Raw genomic sequence first — 3,812 nt, 5'->3', positions numbered from 1 at the left:
CCGAACGACACTGCTGCGAGGAAGCGGAGAAGGCGCATGCTTGCCGTTGAGTTGTTGCAGGCCGGGCATCAGCCCGGACCTTCTCCATGATATGTGCAGGCCCATTCGGTAGCAAGAGTTCCGCGGATATACCGGCGTCTGCCGGTTTGGGTAAAAAACCGTTGACCCTCCAACCGCTGGAAGGCCGAGCCTGAGCCAAGCGGGCGGCGGCCCGAATGAAGGACTTTCAGCCGAGGCCGCCGATGTCAGGCATTCGATAAGGAGCGGAAATGACCGGCTTGCATCGAGGACATGCGCATCATGGCCATCGGCATGCAGGGAACGGGGATCGGCCGATGGTCAAGGACCCCGTTTGCGGCATGATGGTGAATCCCGACCGAACCGAACATCACGCACGGCACGACAACCGGACCTTCCACTTCTGCTCGGCCGGATGCCGCGGCAAGTTCGTCGCCGACCCCGAGCGCTACCTGAAGCCGGAAGCCGGACCGGCATCGCCGGAGGGAGCCGGGCATCCTGCGCCCCAGCCCGGAGTCATCTACACCTGCCCCATGCACCCCGAAATCCGCCAGGAAGGGCCGGGCGACTGTCCGATCTGCGGCATGGCGCTGGAGCCGGTCACGGCAGGCATCGAAAGCGGGCCCAATCCCGAACTCGCCGACATGACACGCCGGTTTTGGATCGGCTTGGTCCTGAGCGTGCCGCTTCTGGTGCTGGAAATGGGCAGTCACATCCCGGGGCTGGGCATCCACGATCTGGTGCCTCCCAGGGTGTCGGTCTGGATCCAGTTCCTGCTGGCGACGCCGGTGGTGCTGTGGGCAGGCTGGCCGCTGCTGGAGCGGGGATGGCGGTCGTTCCTGAACCGCAAGCTCAATATGTTCAGCCTGATCTCGCTGGGCGTCGGCGTCGCCTATCTGTTCAGTCTGGCCGCGACGTTCCTGCCCGGCATTTTCCCGCAAAGCTTCCGGGGAATGGACGGAGTGGTCGCCGTCTACTACGAGGCGGCGGCCGTGATCACGGTGCTGGTGCTGCTGGGGCAGGTGCTGGAGCTTCGGGCGCGCGAGCAGACGGGCGGCGCCATCCGGGCGCTGCTGAATCTGGCTCCCTAGACTGCGCGCCGCCTTCGTGCCGACGGCGAGGACGAGGAGGTGCCGCTCGAGGCCGTCCGTGCCGGAGACCGGCTGCGGGTCCGGCCCGGCGAGGGCGTGCCGGTCGATGGCGAGGTGCTGGAGGGGCGCAGCGCCGTGGACGAGTCCATGGTGACCGGCGAGTCCATGGCGGTCGCGAAGGAAGCCGGCTCCAAGGTGATCGGCGGCACGGTGAACCAGACGGGATCCCTGGTCATGCGCGCCGAAAAGGTCGGCTCCGACACCATGCTGTCGCGCATCGTGACCATGGTCGCCGAGGCCCAGCGCAGCCGGGCGCCGATCCAGCGGCTGGCGGACGTGGTGGCCGGATGGTTCGTTCCGGCCGTCATGATCGTGGCCGTCCTGGCTTTCATAGCGTGGGCGATCTGGGGACCCAGCCCCGCCTTCGCCTATGGGCTGATCGCGGCCGTGTCCGTCCTGATCATCGCCTGCCCCTGCGCGCTCGGCCTTGCCACGCCCATGTCGATCATGGTCGGCGTCGGCAAGGGAGCATCCGCCGGCGTGCTGATCAAGAATGCCGAGGCTCTGGAGCGGTTCGAGAAAGTGGACGCTCTGGTCGTCGACAAGACCGGCACGCTGACGGAGGGCAAGCCGCGGGTAACCGCCATGGTCGCCGCTCCCGGCATCGACGAGAGCTCCCTCCTGTCGCTCGCGGCCAGTCTGGAGCGGTCGAGCGAACACCCCCTGGCGGCGGCTATCGTCGCTTCCGCCAAGGACCGGGGCTTGGCCATGGACGAGGTCGCGGACTTCTCGTCCCTCACCGGCATGGGCGTGTCCGGCAGAGTCGGGGGCCGTTCGGTATCCCTCGGCAATGCGAGGATGATGCGGGAACAGGGCATCGCCCTAGGCGAGCTGGAAACGCGGGCCGACGACCTCAGGCGCGAGGGGGCCACGGCCCTTTATGCCGCGATCGACGGCAGGCCCGGCGGAATCATCGCCGTCGCCGACCCGATCAAGGCGAGCACTCAGCAGGCCCTCGAAACGCTGCGGGCCGACGGCATCCGGATCGTGATGCTGACCGGCGACAACCGGACGACCGCCGAGGCGGTGGCGCGCAGGCTGGGCATCGACGACGTCGAGGCCGAAGTCATGCCCGAGGACAAGAACCAGGTCGTCAAACGGCTGAAGGCGGAAGGCCGCGTGGTGGCGATGGCGGGAGACGGAGTGAACGATGCCCCTGCCCTGGCGGAGGCCGACATCGGCATCGCCATGGGTACCGGCACGGATGTCGCGATCCAGAGCGCCGGCGTCACCTTGGTAAAGGGCGATCTTGCCGGCATCGCGCGCGCGCGTGTCCTGAGCCGGGCGACGATGCGGAACATCCGGCAGAACCTCTTCCTTGCCTTCGTGTACAACGCGCTTGGCGTACCGGTCGCCGCCGGCGTCTTCTATCCGCTGTTCGGATGGACGCTGTCGCCGATCATCGCGGCCGCCGCAATGGCCCTGAGTTCGGTTTCGGTAGTCGGGAACGCGTTGCGCCTGCGGATGGTCAAGCTTTAGCCGGCGAGGCGGAGGCAGGCACCGGTTTGCCGGGGGCTGGCTGCGGAGGTTCGAACGGATGCGGCGCGTGGAGTCGTCGCGGAAATTCCGCGACAGGCACGCTATGCCGCAGCATAGCCCTAATCTTGGATTCCCGACGGCGTATGGGAGGGGCCTACCTCAACGTCGTAATTCCATGACGGCTAAACGACACCCACCCAGGTAGTAAATGGATCCCGTGACAGGGCTGAATTCGAGTATCGCGCATCCCCGGTGACTTCGCGGCCGGTCCATTCGGGTTTGTCAAAGGACTGGTCAGGTTTCCGAAGCTCGACCTCCGCGAGGATAAGCCCGGCATTGACCCCTTGGAACTCATCGATTTCCCAAAGCAAGCCGTCGTGCATCACCTTATGGCGGACTTTCTCTATCAGCGGATGGTGGCATAGTGAGGTGAGCATCTCTTCAGCGTGATCAACCGGAATCTGATACTCGTACTCGTCCCGCACGAGCCCGGCCGGTTGGCTTTTGATCGTCAGGAACGCAGCCGGCCCAGCCCGGCGCACCCGAATGGTTGGCGGATCACCACTCTGTTTCAGGTAACCTTGGCGGTATTGCTGACCTTCGGCGGTTCTCGGCCAGCCATTCAGGACCAGGAATTTCCGCTCGATCTCCAGGGGCATCGTCCCTCCAGAACTCAGTGTTATGCTCGAGGGCTTACAACACCGATCAGCTTCATTGGTCACGGTAGCGCCCAAGTAGTTATTCTGAGCGGGACCCGCAGGTACTCTCCGGCGTGGCGCCAACACCATGTGCTGTGCCTCAGCTTCAATGGTCTGCCCCAAGCTATAGCCGCTGTTTCGGTGAAACGGCCGTGGAAATGCAGGTGAACTGCTGAGCTGGAATTGGACCGGCCATTCGATCCCGCGCTTCCTGAGCGTCCGCCTAGTCATCCAACTGTGATGAACATTGTGGCAGAGAGCGTTCAAGGGGATCTACGGAGAGCGGCTTGCCTGAGAATTTTTAGCTTCTTCAAGGCAGTGACGCTGGAGCGGGTGAAGGGAATCGAACCCTCGTCGTAAGCTTGGGAAGCTTCTGCTCTACCATTGAGCTACACCCGCGACGCCCCTGTTTATAGGGCATCGGGAAGGGATGATCAAGCCGGTGCGTTGAGCACCCGGCGATCCG

General features: G+C 64.7%; 2 protein-coding genes, 1 tRNA gene and 1 pseudogene. 2 read left to right on the top strand and 2 right to left on the bottom strand.

Going from position 1 to position 3,812, the window contains the following annotated elements; genetic code table 11:
• The first annotated feature begins 335 nt into the window (after positions 1 to 335).
• The gene (locus AC5JJ6_RS40490) at positions 336 to 1,109 is read left to right on the top strand and encodes a heavy metal-binding domain-containing protein (RefSeq protein WP_496047475.1); all 774 of its coding nucleotides are present in this window, start codon (positions 336 to 338) and stop codon (positions 1,107 to 1,109) included.
• A 12-nt stretch (positions 1,110 to 1,121) separates the two neighbouring features.
• Positions 1,122 to 2,648 (top strand): annotated as a pseudogene (locus AC5JJ6_RS40485) (copper-translocating P-type ATPase); the annotation flags it as partial.
• 182 nt (positions 2,649 to 2,830) lie between these two features.
• Here the strand turns inward: AC5JJ6_RS40485 and AC5JJ6_RS40480 are convergent.
• Together AC5JJ6_RS40480 and AC5JJ6_RS40475 are read right to left on the bottom strand one after the other, a co-directional pair.
• Entirely contained in the window at positions 2,831 to 3,307 is a 477-nt protein-coding gene (locus AC5JJ6_RS40480) for a CYTH domain-containing protein (protein WP_496047474.1), read from the bottom strand.
• Positions 3,308 to 3,671: 364 nt separating this feature from the next.
• Positions 3,672 to 3,745, bottom strand: a tRNA-Gly gene (locus AC5JJ6_RS40475).
• Positions 3,746 to 3,812: the final 67 nt, after the last annotated feature.

The organism is Skermanella sp. (assembly GCF_059503625.1).
The sequence above is the reverse complement of the archived record's forward strand: the minus strand, read 5'-3'. Positions and strand labels throughout refer to the sequence as shown.